Annotated in this window: 14 protein-coding genes; 7 read left to right on the top strand and 7 right to left on the bottom strand. The window is 65.6% G+C overall.

The window, feature by feature from the left end:
- Window positions 1-2: 2 nt before the first annotated feature.
- Genes OKA04_RS21680 through OKA04_RS21665 form a run of 4 tightly spaced genes read right to left on the bottom strand, consistent with a single transcriptional unit; the run spans window position 3 to window position 6,691 of the window.
- Window positions 3-1,253, bottom strand: coding sequence for a Wadjet anti-phage system protein JetD domain-containing protein (locus OKA04_RS21680; RefSeq protein ID WP_264503316.1), 1,251 nt, complete (start codon window positions 1,251-1,253; stop codon window positions 3-5).
- Window positions 1,250-4,570: an SbcC/MukB-like Walker B domain-containing protein gene (locus OKA04_RS21675; protein WP_264503315.1), complete on the bottom strand. Its 3,321-nt coding sequence runs from the start codon at window positions 4,568-4,570 to the stop codon at window positions 1,250-1,252. Before OKA04_RS21675 ends, OKA04_RS21680 begins: the two co-directional genes overlap by 4 nt.
- A gap of 8 nt (window positions 4,571-4,578) precedes the next feature.
- The gene (locus OKA04_RS21670; protein ID WP_264503314.1) at window positions 4,579-5,211 is read right to left on the bottom strand and encodes a DUF4194 domain-containing protein; all 633 of its coding nucleotides are present in this window, start codon (window positions 5,209-5,211) and stop codon (window positions 4,579-4,581) included.
- A gap of 1 nt (window position 5,212) precedes the next feature.
- Window positions 5,213-6,691, bottom strand: a complete 1,479-nt coding sequence (locus tag OKA04_RS21665; RefSeq protein WP_264503313.1) for a Wadjet anti-phage system protein JetA family protein — start codon at window positions 6,689-6,691, stop codon at window positions 5,213-5,215.
- A 202-nt stretch (window positions 6,692-6,893) separates the two neighbouring features.
- Here OKA04_RS21665 and OKA04_RS21660 point away from each other — a divergent pair, with 202 nt between their 5' ends.
- From OKA04_RS21660 to OKA04_RS21640, 5 genes are all read left to right on the top strand, one after another.
- Window positions 6,894-7,145, top strand: coding sequence for a DUF1844 domain-containing protein (locus OKA04_RS21660; protein WP_264503312.1), 252 nt, complete (start codon window positions 6,894-6,896; stop codon window positions 7,143-7,145).
- Between the two features lie 39 nt (window positions 7,146-7,184).
- Window positions 7,185-8,009, top strand: coding sequence for a 3-deoxy-8-phosphooctulonate synthase (gene kdsA, locus OKA04_RS21655; RefSeq protein ID WP_264503311.1), 825 nt, complete (start codon window positions 7,185-7,187; stop codon window positions 8,007-8,009).
- 18 nt (window positions 8,010-8,027) lie between these two features.
- Window positions 8,028-9,686 (top strand): hypothetical protein, encoded by a 1,659-nt coding sequence (locus OKA04_RS21650; RefSeq protein ID WP_264503310.1) that lies wholly within the window; start codon window positions 8,028-8,030, stop codon window positions 9,684-9,686.
- Window positions 9,687-9,689: 3 nt separating this feature from the next.
- Window positions 9,690-10,445: an LPS export ABC transporter ATP-binding protein gene (gene lptB / locus OKA04_RS21645; RefSeq protein WP_264503309.1), complete on the top strand. Its 756-nt coding sequence runs from the start codon at window positions 9,690-9,692 to the stop codon at window positions 10,443-10,445.
- A gap of 272 nt (window positions 10,446-10,717) precedes the next feature.
- Window positions 10,718-11,860, top strand: a complete 1,143-nt coding sequence (locus tag OKA04_RS21640) for a serine hydrolase domain-containing protein (protein WP_264503308.1) — start codon at window positions 10,718-10,720, stop codon at window positions 11,858-11,860.
- A 182-nt stretch (window positions 11,861-12,042) separates the two neighbouring features.
- On the opposite strand, the gene OKA04_RS21635 is transcribed toward OKA04_RS21640, so the two are convergent.
- Window positions 12,043-12,414: a glutaredoxin family protein gene (locus tag OKA04_RS21635; RefSeq protein WP_264503307.1), complete on the bottom strand. Its 372-nt coding sequence runs from the start codon at window positions 12,412-12,414 to the stop codon at window positions 12,043-12,045.
- 211 nt (window positions 12,415-12,625) lie between these two features.
- On the opposite strand from OKA04_RS21635, the gene OKA04_RS21630 reads away from it, so the two are divergent.
- Window positions 12,626-13,243 carry a RibD family protein gene (locus OKA04_RS21630; RefSeq protein ID WP_264503306.1) on the top strand — a complete coding sequence of 206 codons (618 nt, stop codon included), beginning with the start codon at window positions 12,626-12,628 and terminating at the stop codon, window positions 13,241-13,243.
- A gap of 34 nt (window positions 13,244-13,277) precedes the next feature.
- Here OKA04_RS21630 and OKA04_RS21625 read toward each other — a convergent pair whose 3' ends face one another.
- Window positions 13,278-13,472 (bottom strand): hypothetical protein, encoded by a 195-nt coding sequence (locus tag OKA04_RS21625; protein WP_264503305.1) that lies wholly within the window; start codon window positions 13,470-13,472, stop codon window positions 13,278-13,280.
- 102 nt (window positions 13,473-13,574) lie between these two features.
- Window positions 13,575-14,555: a class I SAM-dependent methyltransferase gene (locus tag OKA04_RS21620; protein WP_264503304.1), complete on the bottom strand. Its 981-nt coding sequence runs from the start codon at window positions 14,553-14,555 to the stop codon at window positions 13,575-13,577.
- A 145-nt stretch (window positions 14,556-14,700) separates the two neighbouring features.
- On the opposite strand from OKA04_RS21620, the gene OKA04_RS21615 reads away from it, so the two are divergent.
- On the top strand, window positions 14,701-17,124 hold the full coding sequence (locus OKA04_RS21615) for a transglycosylase domain-containing protein (protein ID WP_264503303.1): 2,424 nt from the start codon (window positions 14,701-14,703) through the stop codon (window positions 17,122-17,124).
- The last annotated feature ends 12 nt before the right edge of the window (window positions 17,125-17,136 follow it).

Raw genomic sequence — 17,136 nt, 5'->3', positions numbered from 1 at the left:
TTTCATGGCGACGCCGGTGCGGCGGGATGCGAGCGGTGAAATGGCCATTCTTCGAGATCCGGCTTGCCGAGCGTCTCTTGCTCGAAGTCGCCCTTGTCCCCGCTGGTGGCGATGGCTTCAAGGGACGGGCGCACGTCTTCCAGCAGGGGATCGGCAAGCAGCGCGGGGAGGATGGCCCGGTCGTAGTCGGTGAGCGGCACCGGCTTCGAGGCCTCGCGGCGGTGCATCAGGAATGCGGTCACCGGCCTGCCCGCAACGCGGCGGAGACGTGAGAGGATCTGGTATCCGGCAGGGTCCGTATCGCCGAAGTGATGGATGGGCAGATCCTGCGGCAGCAGCGCGAGGATGCGTCGCAAGCCCTCCGAGGGGTAAGCGCAGGCGAGGATGAGCGTTTCCTTGCCGGCATCCAGCGATGCGATCCGGCGCAGGGTGGTCTTGGTGTTCTCGATGGTGAGGATGCGCTTGGAGGGTGTGCTGGCCCGCAGCGCTTCTAACAGGTCGGAGCCGAGATGATACGAGCCACGGAGCTCTTCGGCTCGTCGCGTCTGTCCATCCGGGAAGTGCAGCGTCAGTTCGCCGGCAATCTCGATTCGTGGTGCGCTCCCGACGATGCCGAGCATGTCGAGTGACATCGGGCGCCGGAACATCGATGTCAGGCAGGACTCGATGATGCGGCGGGAGCGTTCGAGTTGCTTCGTCTCTAGTCCGAGTCCGACGCTGGCCTCGCGGATGAGGCATCCGTCCGGCCATTGAGTTGAGGAGATGTCAAAGGTGAGATCGAGCAAGCGGCGAACGAGATCGGGATGTTGCCATGCCAGCGGGCGCAATCTCTTGCCATCCGCGAAGGCCATGCGGATCGCTTCGATCCACGCCTGCCAGCTTTCTTGGAAACGAGAGTGCTGCCTTGCAGTCGCTTCTTCCAAATGCATCAGGCTCTGCTGCCGCAGATCCTCCGGAACGGGCGAGCCAAAGATCCCGCGCAGCCACTCCTCGGACGACAAGGGGAGGGCGATCTTCTCGATCAGGTAGCGCCGATACTTGTGCCGGGTCAGCGTGATCCTGCCCTCATCGTGGAGCCTCGCCGCCTCGCGCCCCGCAGTGGCGATGTCCTCCGCGGAGGTGATGCCTGAGTCTTCTAACAAGCGCTCCCAATCCCTTGAGAATGCACGAGCCTTCTTCGCAAGCTGCTTCCCCCGGGCCGCAAGCCACTGCCGGTGCAGTTCCTGGAGCCACAGGGGAAGTTGAGTTTTCACGACAGCGCCTCAATGAGCTTCTTGCGGTCCACGCGGACGCACCAGTTGCGGATGCTGGTGACGGTGCCGCTCTGGTCGTCGTAGGCGCGTTCCACCTTTGCCTGCACCACGGTCTGTGCGTGCTGGATCATGGTGGGGAGTCGGTCTTCGGGGAAGGCCATCACGAGCTGTAGTCCGAAGTTCCGCGCGAGCGCGAGGCAGGCGTCGATGCGGTCGCCGGAGAGTTTCGAGAAAGCCTCGTCCATCACCACCAGGCCGAGGTTGCGGCGGTGGTCCTTCTTGCCGAGGTCATAGACGCGCTGGAAGGCGGCAAGCATGGCGACGAAGAAGGGCGCCTGGTTCTCGCCACCGCTTTGCTTCTTCGCGCTCTTGTTGAGCGAGATCGCCGAGCCCTCGCCCTTCCCCGCGGGCATCGCCTGGATGTCCCAGTGATGATAGTAGCGGTAGTCGAGCGCCTTCTGGTGGCGCGGGTCTTCCGCGTTCTCGATGGCCAGCATCAGTGCCTGCTTCGCCTTCTCGATGTCTTCCTTGCCACCCGCGGCGAAGAGTTCCATCGCAGGATTCAGGCCCTTGTCCACCAGCGTCCAGATGGCGCTGTGGGTGCGGTCCGCCCGCATCGAGAGCTGGTAGCGCATGCCGCCGATCACGTGGTCCATCGCCTTGTTCAGCTCGCGCTTGGTGCGCTCGGCCTCGTCCAGCTTCTCCTTGAGAACGTCGAGCACCTGGTGCTGCAGGCGATCTTCCCACTGCCTCTGCGCGTCCTCCGCCTCGATGCGGTAGCGCTCCAGTTCATGCTCTTCCAGTTCGCGGCGACGCGCCTCGTAGCGGCCGTTCTCGTCGTCCGCCGTGTCGAAAAATTCTGCGGTGTCCGGGTGCTTCTCGGCCAGCGCATTGCGCTCCAGGTCGCGGGTGTCGCGGGCCTTCTCCGCGCCGCGCCGCTGCATGTCGGCGAATTCCCGCGCGGCATCGATGCGTTGCTGCCACTTGGGGAATTGCTCGCGCGCCGACTCGATCTGCGCCTCGATCTCCGCGTCGCGGATGCCCGCGAGACGTTCACGGCTCAGGCGTCGCACTTGCAGCGCGGACTGCTCCTCCTCCTGCGTCGTCGCGATGCCGTCGAGTTGTTCGCGTTCCTGCTGCTCGAATTTCGAGAGCGATCCATTCAGTCGGCCGATGCGCTCGATCACGCCTTGGAAGGTGCGGTCCAGCACGCGCAGCTTCTCCACCGTGGCCTCGCGCTCCGGCGTGGCCAGCAGGCGGATGGTTTCGTCGAGTCCCTGCGCTTCCTTCTTCAGGCGCGGCAAATCGCGCAGCCCCGAGGTGCCCGCGGGCGCGTCCGCTTCATCCAGCCGCCACTGCTTGCCGCGGTGAAGCCAGGTCTTCCAGTCGTCGCGCGAGCGGTTGAGTTGCGCGAGCTCCTCCCGCACGCCTTCCAACTCCTCCTCGCGCAGCGTGCGCAGGCGACGCAGGCCTTCCTCGCCGATGGTGAATTCCTTCGAGGGCGACAGGTGCAGCCGCAGCGGCGGGTCCTTCAGCCAGCCGTCCTTGGAAAGCGCGCGCGGGTGCTTGTCGAGTTGCTTCACCTTGTCCACTGCCACCAGATCCCCGTAGAGGTGCTCCAGATAGGCCTTCGCGTCCTCGTGCGAAGTGTCGAACATCGCGGCGACGCTGCCGGTCTTCGGCTTCGCGGATTTGCTCAGCTCGGTGGTGTTCACCAGCGGCTCGTCGATGTGTCCGAGCCGTTGCGCGTGGTCCCACGCCGCGGTGAAATTCTCAGCAAGCACGGCCTGACGGTTCGGGCCGAGCAGCGTCTCCAACAACGGCCACCACGGCTCGGCCTCCGGCTTCACCTCGATCACCCGGCCCAGTGCCGCGGCCTTCTGCCCGCGCGAACGCAGGGCATCGAGCAGCGGCGATGAAAACGTGCTGCCCTTGTTCGCGAGGTCATCCAGCTCGCGCTTGAGCTTCGATTCGCGCGCTTCCTGCTCGCGCAGGCGTTCCTCGATCGGGCGGAGTTGTTCCTCGCCCTCGCTTTCCAGCAGTCGATAGATGCGCGACATCCGCGAGGCGGCGTCGAGGGCGGGGGACTCGTCCGCGCCCTGCATCTCCTTCAGCCAACCGGCGGCTTGCTCCGGTTCTTCGAGGCCGAGCTCCTGCGCGTGCTTCAGCCAGTTCTTCCAATGCTGGGTCTTGTCGTGGAGGAATTGCCGTGCGGTCTTCGCCGCTTCGCGAAGCAGCTCGATTTCCTTGCCGACTTCCTCGCGCCGCGCGCGCCCTTGGGCGAGGTGGGCGATCTGAGCGTCATTGCCCGCGACGAGCCGCACGGCATCGAGCTGCTGCTGGAGTTCGTTCCTCTCGGCGATGGCCGCCTCGTAGTCGGTGCGCTGCTCGTCGTTCTGGCGGCGCAGTTGATCCAGCTTCGCCTCGCGTCCTTCGAGCGCCTCCCGCTTTTCCTCATGGACGAGTGCATCGCGCAGGTGGCCGAAGAGGGCCGCCTCGCGCGATGCGGTGAGATACGCGGAATGCTGGTCGCAGATCCGCACCAGCCGCTGGTGCTGGTCGTGCATCGTGTCCAGCCGGTCCTTTGCACGGCGGTGGGCGTCCACGCTCGCGCGCACCGCCTTCACATCCGGCAGGCCGGGCTCCAACAAGTAATCGCGGATGAACTTCTCGAAGCTTTCCACCGGCTGGAAGGCCATCGAGTTCGGCAGCGTCTTGTTCATCTGCGGCCGGTCAAAGCCGAGGTGGGCACGCAGGCCCATCTCCTCCAGATAGCTCGCCTGGCGGTCCCACACGTCGCCTTCCAGATCCCGGCGGACGTGAACGCGGAACTCCTCCTCGGAAAGGAACGACATCCCGTCGTCGAGAAGCTGCGGCGCAAGGAAGTCCTCCTTTTGCATCCGCGTGGGAATGCAGAACCACAGCGTGCGCGGCTTCGCGGTCGGGCCCTCGTATTCGATGCGCGCACCCCACGTCTCGCGCCGCGGCTCATCCTCGCCGGCATTCTGCGGCCAGACGAATTCCAGCGCGGCCAAGGTCACGCCGCTGGGCCGCAGGAAGCGCTCCTGGCCGTCCTTGCCCACCGTGTTCGTGTCGCACAGGCAGTAGCCGCGCAGCGTGCGCCCGCTGCCCGCTCCGGCGGCTGCCTTGTTGAAGCGGCTGAGCGATTCGCCCAGCATCACGAACTGTAGCAGGTCGAGCAGCGCGCTCTTGCCCGAGCCATTCGCGCCGGTGATGAGGGTGAGGCCGGAGATGTCGATGAAATCCCGGTAGCCATACCAGTTGATGGCGATGATGCGACTGAGGTGGACACGCATGGCTGGGCTCAAGCGGAGGCTTCCGGGGCGGATTGCGGTTGATAGAGGGAGGCCCGGACGGTCCACGCCTCGATCGAGTCGAAGGGGATGGTCCGCGCGAGGCTGGGCAGGATTTCGATCAAGGTCTCACCGACCGGCGCATTCGGATCCGGCCGCTGGGTGCGCACCAGCCGGTGCCGCTTCATGCGGGCCAGCAGGTTTTCCACGTGGGTCTTTTCCGGCGGCTCAATGTTCTCGAAGGTCGATTTGAAGCGCTGCCACAGATCGTCCACCGTGATGATCACCGACTGCTCCGCGCGCGACGTGCGGTGGTCGTCCCACGCCCGCCACAGCACCAGCAGGAAGAGCGTCTCGTCCTTCGTGAACTGCGCGAGCAGCAGGCAGGTCTCCGGCCGCGGGCGTGCCTGCAGCAGGTAGAAATCGTCATCCACGATCAGCTCCAGGCCGAGCGGCGCGAGGTAGTCCTTCAGGTGCTCCTGGTAATGGTCGCGTGCCAGCAGGAAGAGATCGCGCCCGCTGCCGTCGGTGCCGATCAGCGTGCCGCGGCCCAGCAGCTCGGCCAGGATCTCGCGCAGGGGAGCGCGGTCGTTGTCGGGGACATCCGGCCAGAAGCGCGGCCAGTTCGGATCGGTATCGCTCATCTCAAGCTTGGCGGGTGAGGGTGAATCGTTCGATGGTCCAGTCCGCCTGCTCGTCCATGGGGACGCCATCGGGCGCGAGGCCGTCCTGCCGCCGCGGGCCATCGGCCGACCAGCGCACCACGCGGCCGTCCGCCATGGTGGCGTGGTCGTAGGCCGCGGTGGCGAGCAGGTCGAGCACGTCATCGATGCTCGCGGACTGGATCTCCTGCGTGCCGATGCTTGCGGAGACCTCGTCGAGAAGGCGGGCCACCAGCCGTGCCGCACGCTGCGGGGTGAGGGCGAGGCGCTGGCGCTCCTTCAATGCTTCCAGCGAGTCCTCGTCATTCTCCCGTGGTTCACCATCGATGCCGAAGGAAAGGTCCGCCGCGGCACGGACGCGACGCGTGCGTGCCAACGACTCCACGCCATAGAAGCAGCGCATCTCCGGCACCAGCGGGGCGAAGTCCGGCGGCGTGTCGCGAAAGCCGGAGAGCTTCGTGCCTGCGTGCGCTGCATTGATCGCGTCGCAGTAGGATTTCACGATCTCAGGGCGGCGTCCGCGCAGCTCGGTCTGGTAGCTGTAGCGCTGCTGGGAGAGGCGGTTGAAGCCGGCCATGCGCGCGTCGATCGCATCCGCGACGAGGCGGATGGAGGCCAGGCGGCGCTCGAGGTCGCGCAGCATCTTTTCGCCCCGCACATAGGCCTCGTCCGGCGGCCAACTGTAGTGCGTGGCCAGTCCTTCCGCGAGGCGCTCCTTCACCAGCGGCTGGTCGCGGATGTCGGCCACCTTCGTGCGGATCGCCTGCAGCCGTGGCAGCAGCCCGTTTCTACGAAGGGCATCGTAGCAGACCATGTGCTGGCCGGTGCCGAATTCCTCATACAGCAGCCGCAGGGTCTCGGCGGGCGTCTCGCTGGCGCGCTGGCGCTGGTCGAAGATGGAGATCAGCTTTTCCACCCCGTGGAGCTGGATGACGGCATTCTCCAGACGGGAATTCAGGTCGGTTACCGTCGCCCGCAGCTCGTCCGTCGTGCGGAAGCCCGGGTGCAGCACCTCCGGGCGCTCCAGTGTCTCGCAGACGCCGCGCACGGTATCGGCGAAGGTGGTCAGCTCGGCGATCTCCTCCTCCGCCAGCTCGCGAAGCAGCCGGAGCAGGGGGCGCAGGCCGGGGGAGACGAGTGCCCATCGCTCGTGCAGGCCGAGCTGCTGGTCCTCCAGCCACCCGGCGTCGCAGAGGCGGTTGAAAAGCTGGCCGGCTCGCTGGCGGGCATCCCGCAGGGAGGCTCCCTCGTCTTCCGCCAGCAGGATCTCCGGATGGGAGGCCAGCGTCTCGCGGACCAGCGCGATGGCGTCCGCATGCGGGATGCGTCCGGCATCGCCCGCCGTGTCCGCGATGCGGTCCGCGCAGTCGATGTAGATCGCGGCGGATGGCCGGGAAAGCGGCCGGAAGAAGTCCCGGGAGACGGAACCGAGCAGGCGGCGGCTGAGTGGGTCGAGGTCCATCGGAGGGCGGGCGGCGACGCTACCGGATCGGCCCCCGCTGCCAAGCTCGTTGCATTCCTACCGCGCCGCTTTGCCCTCAATGCCTTGGAAATCAATCCGCAAACCTGAAGCGTCCGCAGCCCGGGCGCGCACTTCACCGAAAGGAGCATCGACGCTCTTGGCACTTGGCACGTTTCGCCGGGGGATTCAGTCTCAGCGCCCCATGGCCGTCGCCGATCCCCGCTTCAATGAGTTCGTCATCCTCCAGGCCCAGAATGCCGGGCTTTTCCTCGGCCAGATCCCGCATCCGGCGACCGGCGAGCGGACGACCAATTTGCGCGCGGCCAAGTCCGTGCTCGATTCCCTGGAGATGCTCGCCGCGAAGACCCATGGGAATTTGACCGATATCGAGGAAAAACTTCTCACGACCGCTCTTGCCAACCTGCGTCCCCTATACGAGAAAGCGGAGGGCTAAACGTTCGTTTGGAATTTTCCGTCTCATTAAGCTTCAATCATGTCCTTCGAACCCTTCCAAATTGGCAGCGTCCCGGTCGGCGGGCCGGTCCCGTTTTTCATCCTCGGCCCCTGCGCGCTCGAGTCCGAGGCCTTTGCCTGGGAGATGGCGCGCTCCATCGACGAGATCGCGAAGCGCACCGGCATCCACTATCTTTTCAAGGCGTCCTACGACAAAGCGAACCGCACTTCGGTGAAATCCTTCCGCGGCCCCGGCGTGGCCGAAGGCTGCCGCATCCTCGGCGAGATCTCGAAAGAGCTCGGCGTGCCGGTGACGACTGACATCCACAGCCCGCAGGACGCGGAGATCGCCGCGGAGCACATCGACCTGCTGCAGATCCCGGCCTTCCTCTGCCGCCAGACGGACCTGCTGGAAGCCGCCGCCAAGACCGGCCGCGCGGTGAACGTGAAGAAAGGCCAGTTCCTCGCCCCGTGGGACACCGTGAACATCGCGGACAAGCTGCGCTCCTTCGAGTGCCGGAATTTCCTTATCACCGAGCGCGGCACCACCTTTGGCTACAACAACCTGGTGGCCGACATGCGCTCGCTCTACTGGATGCGGAAGGAAGGCCTGCCCGTCATCTTCGATGCCACCCACTCCGTGCAGCGGCCCGGCGGCCTTGGCGGCACGACCGGTGGTGATGGCGAGCTGGCTCCCGTTCTTGCCCGCGCGGCCATCGCCACGGGCATCGATGGCATCTTCATGGAGACGCACTCCGACCCGGAGAATGCGTTTTCGGATGGACCTAACCAAATTCCGCTCGAATTTTTGGAAGACTTGCTCGTCCGACTGGTGGCGATCCACCACGCTGCGCACGGCGCTTGAACCCCTGTTTCCCCGCCCATGTCTCACCGCTCCCTTCGTCCGAGACCTTCCTTTCGCGGCCCGATCGCGACGGGCATCATGGGCGCGGCACTGGGGCTCGCGATGGCCGCGGCGCAGACCACCGTCCCGGAGGAAGGTGCCTCGCCGCTCGGCGGGGACGGGGGAGACGAGTCCGGCGGCCTCTTTTCCGGCGGCCTGCTGCCAAATGGCAGCGTCCTGAAGAACGTGGTGCTGCCGAGCTATGACGAGAAGCTGAACATGGTCTCCTCGGTGAAGGCGGGGAACCTGACCATCTTCACCCGCGACGAGCAGAAGATGGATCTTCGCACCAACAACCCGAAGACCGTGGCGGTGCTGGACAAGGTGGAGGTCAAGGACCTCAGGATCTCCTTCTTCAATCCCGACCGCTCCAGCAAGGGGAACATCGCCATGACGGAGGCGCTCCTGGAGGTGCGGAAAAAGCTCACGCTGCTCAGCTCGGACGAGCCCGTCTCCTTCGTCTCCGACGATTTGAAAGTCGATGGCTCCGCCCTCGCCTTTGACACCAGAAACAACCGTGGATTCCTGCACGGCCCCGTGACCGCGGTGGCCAAGAACATCGAAAAGGACAAGAGCACTTCCATGAAAGCCACTCCTACCCGAGGCGCACTGGCCGCCGGAGCCATGATGATGGCCGCAGCGCCCGCCCTGCCCGCGCAGCAAAAGGCCGTGCCGGCGGACGAGGCATCGGTCACCACTGCGGAGCGCTTCAATGGCTCCTTGCTGAGCCAGGAGCAACTCGCCGAGGTGGCCGCACAGACGGCCAGCCGTGCTTCCGAGCAAGTCGAGCAGATCGACGCCGCGGGCAAGAATCTGGCCGACATCAAGGCGACGTCGAATGACGCCCGCCTCACGATGAACAATTTCCTCCAGGCCGCGTCGCTCGTCAGCCTGCTTGCCGACGCTGCACCCGCTGCCGGGGCCGCACCTGCCGATGCTCCCGACGTGCCGCGCCCGGCCGCACTGGCGGATACGAAGGACACCGTGGTGAAGGCGAAGAAGGGTGCCTACTTCGACTCGAAGGAAGGCCTGCTGATTTTCCTCGGCGACGTGACCGTGACGAATCCGCAGCTCCAGCTGAAAGGCGCGAGCGAGGTGAAGCTCTTCCTCGAGCCAGACGAAGGGAAGAAGGAGGAGACCGCTCCCAAGCCGAAGGATGGCGCTGCCAATGGCAAGCCGAAGCCCCCGCCTACTCAGGCGGAGCTGGAGGCGATGCTCGCCGCGAAGCACGCGAAGATGGCCGAGGATCTCAAGAAGGCGGGCGGAGCTGACAAGGGCAGTGAGGGAGGCACCTTTGGCGATGCCAAGCGCATGGTCGCCACCGGCCCCGCCGTCCACATCCGCTTCGACTCCGGCAAGCCGGGCGACAAGCCGGTGGAGGCCTCGGCGCACTCCATCATCTACGATTTCGAGAAGGAGCAGATCCTTCTCCAGGGCGGCTCACCGTGGGTCTTCCAGGAAGGTGGCATGCAGGGTCAGGCAAAGGGAGCCAAGGCCTACATCCTCATTCATACGGACGGCGACGGAAACCTGACGAAGGTGGTGACCCACAATCCCGACGGATTCGAAGCCAACGTGAAGACCCCGCCGAAGAAAGAGGCTCCGAAGCCCAAGCCGCAGCAGCAACCGAAACGCTGATCGATGTCTTCCTCCTCCTCCTCGAATGGCCAGCGGCTCCTCACCGCCACCGGTCTCCGCAAGTGCTACGGCGGTCGTGCCGTGGTCGATGGTGTCAGCCTCGCCGTGTGCCCGGGCGAAATCGTCGGTCTGCTGGGCCCGAATGGCGCGGGCAAGACGACGTCCTTCTACATGATCGCCGGGCTGGTCCCGCCGGATGCCGGGACGGTGCAATTCAATGGCACCGACATCTCGCGCCTGCCGATGCATCGCCGCGCCCGCCTCGGTCTCGGCTACCTGCCGCAGGAGGAGTCGGTCTTCCGCAAGCTGACCGCCTTTGAAAACCTGCTCGCGGTGCTGGAGACCCGACCGGGACTCTCCCGGAAGGAATGCAAGGCACGCGCGGAGGAATTGCTGGAGCGCTTCAAGATCACCAAGGTCCGCAACTCGGAAGCCATCGCGCTTTCCGGCGGTGAAAAGCGACGCCTTGCGATCGCCCGTGCTCTCTGCACGGACCCGCGCCTGCTGATGCTGGACGAGCCTTTCGCGGGCATCGACCCCATCGCGGTGGAGGACATCAAGGGCATCGTCCGCGAGCTGCGCGAGCGTGACGGCCTGACGATCCTGATCACGGACCACTCGGTGCGGGAGACGCTTTCCATCGTGGACCGCGCCTTCCTCATCCACGATGGCCGCGTGATCCTGGAGGGGGACTCGCAGGTCCTGGTGAATGACCCCGTCGCGAGGAAATACTACCTCGGCGAAGACTTCCGCCTCTGAAGCCCCTGAGATCACCCCTGGGAGCGCGGGCCACTGGCCCGCCGAAGGAACCCTCCCAGCCCGCATCTCCCCGCGGCCAAAAACGGCCTGCAATCTCCGCTCCCTCCTCGCCAAGGAGGCGGTGCCCCTCGGCAGTCAGTCCGCAAGACAAGCTCCGCCGCCAGACGAGCTTCGGCGGGCCAGTGGCCCGCGCTCCCAGGAGCAACGGCCCGCATTTCCGGTGCGTTCAGGCCTGCGATCTCCCGCTCGCTTCGCTTGCCAAGCCGGGTCCCATGGTTCACCCCATCGGCGTGTCTCCGTCCGCGCTCGGTGAATTGCTGTCCGTCTTCGAGGAAAACTTCCGCAGCCGGGGTGAGATCGGTGCCTCGGTGAGCGTCTGGTGGCGCGGCGAGGAAGTCCTTTCGACCGGCGAAGGCTGGTGTGAGAAGGAGCAGACCCGCCCTTGGACCGAGAAGGCGCTGGTCCCCGTGTATTCCGCGACGAAGGGCCCTGCATCCGCGACGCTATTGCTCGCTCTGGACGCAAAGGGCCTCGGGCCGGAGACGCTGGTGCGAGAGGTGTGGCCGGCTTTCCCGGTGGAGGAGGCGACCTTTGCCCACCTCCTTTCCCATCAATGCGGGCTGTCCGCACTCGATCAGCGCGCGATGATCTGGGATCACGACGCCGTGGCCGCGGCCCTCGAGGCGCAAGTCCCCGCGTGGCGTCCGGGCGATGGCCATGGCTATCATCCGCGCACCTTTGGATCGCTCGTCGAGGAACCGGTGCGCCGCCTGACGGGCAAGCCGCTCGGTCAGGTGTGGCGCGAGGAGATCGCCGCACCGCTCGGCTTGGAATTCTGGATCGGCCTGCCGGAAAGCGAGCACCCGCGCGTCGCCCGACTCTACCCGGGCAAGGCCGCCGCGGAGGACCTGCAGGATGGCTTTTACAAGGAGTTCAACACCGAGGGCACGCTGACCCGGCGCTCCTTCGCCTCACCCGCCGGGCTGCGCTCCGTGCAGGACGTGAATGACCCGCAGGCATGGACCTACGGCCTGCCTGCGATGGGTGGCGTGGGCACCGCCTCGGCGCTGGCGAAATTTTACCAAGCCGCCATCGGGGCGATCGAGAGTCCGCTGAATGACCGCGTGCGCCAGGCGCTGGGCACGCTGCGCATTTCCGGCGAGGATCGCGTGCTGATGAAGCCCACCGCCTTCTCCTGCGGCTGCCAGCTCGATCCCGTGGACGAGTCCGGCAAAAAGGTCCGCGAACTCTACGGTCCGTCGCTGGAGGCCTTTGGCCATCCCGGTGCCGGCGGCAGCCACGCCCTCGGCGATCCCGACAGCGGCGTCAGCTTCGCCTACGTCATGAACCAGATGGAACTCAGCGTCCTCCCCGGGAGGAAGAGCGTGGACATGGTCCAAGCGCTCTTCTCTTGAGGAAACGTGATCTCGTAGCGAAGCGCCCGCATTCGGCTTCGTAGGCTTCGTAGCGGAGCGACTGCGTCGCTCCGGCTGGGTGCGGCCCGCCTCACGAGGCGACGTGGCGAACTTCCTCCACGCTCGCCCCGCCAGAATGGCGCTGCCATTCTGCTACTTCTCCTTCGCTACTTTTCTTCCGATCAGCCCAGGAACTTGATCTTCCCCGGCAGCTTGAAGTCACCACGGGCCATCGCCTCGTGCTGCTCGTCGGTGCAGGCGGAATTCGTCGGCGCATCCGCGGCTTCCTCGCTCTTCTCAAGGTAGCCGTTTTCGATCAGCCACGCCTCGACCTCATCCCCGGAGATGTCCGGAAGCATGGTGCCATCGATCTCGACGCACGGCGACAGCGACTGGCCGCTGCGCTGCTCCATTTCCCAGCGGAAGGCCGGATTCTTGATGATGTCCTTCTCTTCGAACTGGAGATCGTACTTCCGCATGATCGCGCGGACGCCCTCGCTCCAGCCGCAGAAGGTCTTGAGATAGGCGGTGATTGTCGGTGCAGGCTTGCTCATGCCGCGGAAAATACATGCCGCAGCCATCCCCGCAAGCCTTGCCAGCGCATGCCATGGTCCGGGCCGGGTAGCGGATGCATGTCGGGCGTAGCTCCCTGAGGAGGGTGGATGTTCCGTTCACCCGTGTCGACGGAACGTCGACACCCCTCAGAATCGATCAGGACTTGCGCATGCGCGGCTCCGTGGGGTCGGATGGAGGGGCCGGTCCGAGATGAACCTTCCCACCATCAGCCTCAATTTCGCCCTCTCCGCCGACGGCAAGATCTCGTCCGTGGCCAAGCGCCCGTCCGGGTGGACGTCGCGGGAGGATCATGCGCGGCTGTTGGAGCTGCGGAAAAACGCGGACGCCCTGATGGTCGGGCGAGGGACTCTGGAGGCGGACCGCATGACGATGAAGTCCCCGCAGGATCCGTTGCGCTGCGTCGTTTCGCGGAGTGGGAATTTCGATCCCGGGCATCCGCTATTTCACACCCCGGGCGGGCCGATCCATCTGCTGGCGACGGAGGGGCAGGGGATTGAGATCGCCGGGGCGACCCTGCATCGCGGGAGCTTGGCGGACTTCTTGGAAGAACTCTCGAGGCTCGGCGTGCGCCATCTCCACTGCGAGGGCGGAGGATCGCTGGCTTTCGAGCTGCTGGCGCTGGATGCGGTGGAAGAGGTTCACCTGACCTGGGCCGGTCACACGCTCTTCGGAGGACGTGAGGCTCCCACGATCAGCGGGGTGCCGGGAGGGTTCCTGCCGGGGTCGCGAAAATTCGAACTCACGGAATTCGATCCTCGTCCGGAAATCGGCGAGTGCTTCCTGAGCTACCGGCGGGTGCGCGAATGAGATGAGCGCCTGGGCGCGGGCGCGGAGGCCCGGCTCAGTGAGCAGCCTTCTCTTCGCCGTGCTTTTCCCCTTCGTGGCCGTGACCGTGGTCGTCATGGCCTTCACCATGGGAGGCGTGGCCGTGCTTCTCGTGGAGCTTGCGGGTTTCTTCCCACTCGTGGCGCTCGCAGGAGGTCGCAAAGAGGAACAGCCCGGCGGCAGCGGCGGCGAAAAGCGTGGTCGGTTTCATCCCGGCGCGGGTTTAGCGCATCGACCGCGGATGGCAAGCGGTGAAAGCTTTTTGCCCCGCAGGAAGGACAGTGAAGCCGTCACGCCACCCCGAAGCCCCCCCTCAAAATGCCGCCTCCATCACATGAAACCGCGAACCGAGGTGTCCGGGGTGCGTGAGGGTCTGGAAGGCGCGGAGTTCCTTCTTCGTGGTGTCGTCCGTGCGGCCTTCCATTTCCAGCAGCCACGGGCTGGCGACGCGGGTGAGGAAGCTGCCCTGTGGCTCGAATCTCACGACCTGGCCGCCCGTGGCATCCAGGTCCCGGGCGAGGGCGGTGAAATCGACGTGGGCGGTGATGTCGATCTCGCCGGGCGAGTCGAGCGGGTCCTCGCCCGCGCGGTGCCGGGAAAAGGTCCTCAGGGTCCCGGTGGTCCGCGCCTCATGATAGTAGTCGTCTTGCGGGAAGCCGTAGTCGATCCACAGCATGCGCCCGCCCGCCATGGCAGCAGCGAGAGGCCGGAGGAAATCCCGGACGCCGCAGCGGATCTCGGTGCGATACCCGGCGGGCATCACCGGCAGGTTTCCCACCACCTCCGCCGCGGCGGGTCCGAGCGGATGCCAGGCGAAGGCTCCGGCATCATCCACTGTCACACCCTGCTCGATCCATGCGATGCCATCGGACTCGATGACGTGGAAGGGCAGCGCGTCGATCACCTCGTTTCCAAAGACAAACGACGGCAATGGATCGCCCGCGAAGGCCTCGGCACTTTCCACGATGGCCACGCCCGGCAGTCGCTTGCGCTGATCTTGCGCGAGGCGGGGCAGCGGTTCGATGATCGCGTATTCCAGCCCGGCATCCGCGGAAAGTCGCTCCAGAGTCGAGATGATGTCCCCGGCCAGCGAACTGTCATTCGCCCCCGTTTCGATGATCCGCCAGCGCTCCGGAGACCCGGCCTGCTGGTGCCACGAGGCAATGTGCCGGGCCAGCAGGCGCCCGAAAAGCGGGCCGACGCTCACGCTCGTGATGAAGTCTCCCGCCTTCCCCACCTGACCGGCGGGGCGGCCGTAGTAGCCCTCCGCGGGGTCGTAGAGGGCGGCGGCCATGAATTCCGGAAAGGAAATCGGGCCGGATGCGCGTATCTTTTCCCGCAGCCTGTCCGCCAAGCCCGGTGTTGCGCGATCGCATTCCGGAGAGTATGCGGATGGGGCACCGGGGGAACTCCGGGCCAAGTCACGATCGGATTCCTGCATGGCCACCAGCGAAAAAAACACGCGGACGAAGCCCAAGAAGCGGCGCTTCTACAAGAAGAAACGCTTCTGGTTCTCCTTCCTTCTCTTCGGTCTGCTGATCGGTGGCATCGGTCTGGTGGCTGCGGAGCGCTACACGCGGCCCTACCGGGAGCGCGCGGATACCTACGATCTGGCCCGCATCAATGACCTGGAAATCCCGAGCCTGATCCTCGACCGGAATGGCAAGGAGATCGGTCGCGTCTTCGTCCAGAACCGCAGCGTGATCCCCATCGCGCAGGTCCCGCAGATCTTCATCGATGCCCTGAGGGCCGGTGAGGACCAGCGTTTCGAAACGCACGATGGCGTGGACTACATCGGCATCGTCCGCGCCGTGTGGCTGAATTACAAGGCAGGCGAGACGACCCAGGGTGCGAGCACCATCACCCAGCAGTTGGCGAGGAATGCCTACGACCTGGAGGCGGAGAAGAAGGCGCGCGGAGAGAGCGGGATGGAGCGGAAGCTGGTGGAGGCCTTCCTCGCCCAGCGGATCGAGAAGCGCTACTCGAAGAAGGAGATCCTGGAATTCTACCTGAACCGCATCTATTTCGGCAGCGGCTACTACGGCATCCGCTCGGCATCGCTCGGCTACTTCGGCAAGGAACCGAAGGATCTGGATGCGCTGGAGAGCGCTGCGATCGTCGGCTGTATCAAGAACCCGAGCAATCTCTCCCCACTGAACAATCCGGCGGCGAACCAGACTTCGCGGAACCTCGTGCTGGGCCGCATGGTGGATCTTGGTGCCGTGCGCAGCAGCGAGGTCGCCAAGCTCCGAGTCACCCCGCTGAAGCTGAATCCGAAGCCGCTGCAGCGCGGCACGACGCACCTCTACGAGCGGGTGGCAGACGAGATCCGCCGCGTCATGGGCGAGGACGCCTTGGCCGCCGGTGGCTTCCGCATTCACACGTCCATCGATGGCGACGTGCAGCGCGCGCTCGAGGCGAGCCTGCAACGCAGCCTGGAAGCCGCGGAAAAGCGCCCCGGCTATGCGAACCAGAAGCGCTCGCAGTACAAGAAATCCTCCGGTGTGGCCCCCGAGTATCTGCAGGGCGCCGGCCTGATGATCGACCACCAGACTGGCGAGGTGCTCGCCCACGTGGGCGGCCGCAGCTATGAGGAAGCACCCTACGACGTGATCGAGCTGGGCCGTCGCCCGCTTGGCACCGCTTTCCTGCCCTTCCTCTACGCCGCCGGGCTGGAGCAAGGGATGGGCCCGGCCTCGATCGTGGAGGACGAGCCGATGGACAACCGCTCCGTGATGGTCGGCGGTCGCGAGGGTATCCTCGGCGAGTGGGGCATGGAGACCGCGAAGCCCGTGTATGAGGGCAAGATCACCGTGCGCCGTGCCCTCGAAGCCTCGAAGATCGCCGCCTCGGTCCGCTATGCTGGCATGGCCGGCTTGGAAAACGTTCGCAAGACCGCCGAGAAATTCGGCCTGCCGATGAAGGACGCCGAGCTCCTGCCGCGCCTCGCCGTGGGCTGGGAGGCTGCCTCGCTGAAGGACGCCGTGCGTGGCATCTCGGCCTTTGCCCGTGGCGGAGCGACCGCTCCGACCCAGCTCACCATTGTCGATCGTATCGACAATTCGGCCAGTCGGACCGTTTACCAGCGGGCGATCCTCACGCCGACCCGCCTGCAGGCGACCGACGACGCCACCGCCTTCATCGTGCACAGCATGATGCGCGGCGCGATGGAGCGGGGGAACGTGGCCGGGCTCGCCGAACGCATGGTCGAGAAGCCCTTCACCGGCGCGGGCAAGACGGGCACCACGCATGATTTCTCCGACAATTGGTTCCTCGGCTACAATGGCCGCGTCTCCTGTGGCGTCTGGGTCGGCTTCCTCCAGCCTGGCAAGTCGATCTACGAGGGTGCTTTCTCAAAGGACCTCGCGATGCCGGTGTGGGAGGACGCGATGAATACCGCCGCGGCTTCCTTTGGAGGGAAGATCATCTCGCAGCCGGAGTCCGTGGTGCAGGCGGAGATCTGCCGCGTCTCCGGCCAGCGCGCCACGCCCTATTGCTACGACACCATCACCGATCCCGTGACCGGTGCCACGCTCACCGGACCCGCGAAGATCCAGGAGTTCTTCAGGAAGGGCAGCGAAAACCTTCCATTCTGCCCTCTTCACTCCGGAGCCACCGCGGCGGCTCCCTCCGATTCCTCCACGCTAATCATGACCGCGGTGATCGATACCACGCCGGTGCGGTCAAAGGATCCGGTATTGTTGGGCGACGATCCATACTACACCGAGCAGCTCGTGGTGGATCGCTCGGTGGAGCACTCTCCGCGCAACCGCACCAACGTGCTCGACAGCTTCGACCTCGGCGACGGGGAAGCCCGCATGAAGCTGCCATGGCCGGAGCGCCTGGACATCGAGTCGGAATGATATCTCCGCCCG

The organism is Luteolibacter flavescens (assembly GCF_025950085.1).
Classification (GTDB): domain Bacteria; phylum Verrucomicrobiota; class Verrucomicrobiia; order Verrucomicrobiales; family Akkermansiaceae; genus Haloferula; species Haloferula flavescens.
The sequence above is the reverse complement of the archived record's forward strand: the minus strand, read 5'-3'. Positions and strand labels throughout refer to the sequence as shown.